Source organism: Bradyrhizobium sp. Leaf396 (assembly GCF_001424605.1).
Lineage (GTDB): Bacteria > Pseudomonadota > Alphaproteobacteria > Rhizobiales > Xanthobacteraceae > Bradyrhizobium > Bradyrhizobium japonicum_C.
The window spans coordinates 1-1105 of sequence record NZ_LMQJ01000062.1; the positions used below are offsets into that span (position 1 = coordinate 1).

The following is a 1105-nucleotide window of genomic DNA, read 5'->3' on the forward strand; positions in this document are numbered from 1 at the left end:
TCGCTGCGGGAACGCTTGACCCGGACGTCTGCGTGCAAAACTCGCAACAGTCAGCGCGCTAAAGGACACCTTCTCGCGCGTAACCTAAGCCGTTGCCGGTCGAGGTGAAGGTGCCGATGGTCGCCATTGTCGTGTCCATTCAGTTTTCCGGGCCGCCCATCGCGGCCTCGATGGCTGGCGACAGACCGGAGGCGATCGACCCGCACCCCGAAGGGGCCGGCACGCAGTAGAGGGCAGCCAGGGCACGACTTTCTTGGCTTGCGCGAGGAATGGCGCGCAGCGGCCAGGGGAAGAAAGTTGTAACCGGCTGTTGCGGGGATAAGAGCGAGGCGGCGCTCAAGCGACGGCGCCCTTCGGTCAGACATGCCAATCGAGGACGACGTGGGTGTGCCAGAAGAAACGGCCGAGGAAAACGACAATGGCGACCATCGAAACCTTGACCGACGAAACAACCCGATCACCGCTCGCGGCACACATCTTTCAACTACTCAGGCTTACGGGTCGATGCCCGAAATGAGAGGGAAGGCGTGCTACTCTGCCTTCAAGAGAGCCACGCGGCCCGAAAGTGAATCGGGAGGCCGCGAGCGAGATTTGCTCGGCACAGCGAAGACCTGTGCAAAGTCAGAACGTCCTCCTCGAACGACGGCACGCAAGGCCACAATCAGGTGGCGCAGCACGAGCAATGAACGGACTCCGGCCCTCGAGCAGCCAACAAGGCCGGATCTCTGCGCTGAATCACCGGATAGCTAAGGGCCGGCAAGCGCCGGCCCCAATCACGTTATGCGCTCATCATGTATCATGCTGCCTCTTCGACCTCAGCGGCCTTCGGCTGCTGGTCGTGCAGATAGGCGACGGCGCGTTGCGCATGCGCAGCAGCCGAGAAGATAAAGCGCTTCTCACTCGACAAAACTTCCAACCACGATGCGAGGTAGCTTGCATGATCAGGTCGCGGTTCGAGTTCGGGAGAGATCCCGAGATCCGCGCAGAGGAAACAGCTCCCGAGTTCCGCGACATATCCTGACAGTCCAGCCCTTTTTTGAAATTTTACCCTGTTGGGGATGGTGGTGATCATGCCGCCATCTCCTCGGTCCGAGGCTGCTGGGCA

Annotated in this window: 1 protein-coding gene; it reads right to left on the bottom strand. The window is 60.8% G+C overall.

What is annotated here, in order from left to right; all coding sequences use genetic code 11:
• Positions 1-796: 796 nt before the first annotated feature.
• The coding region (locus ASG57_RS37325; RefSeq protein ID WP_244490950.1) for a zincin-like metallopeptidase domain-containing protein at positions 797-1105 on the bottom strand (309 nt) is incomplete at its 5' end.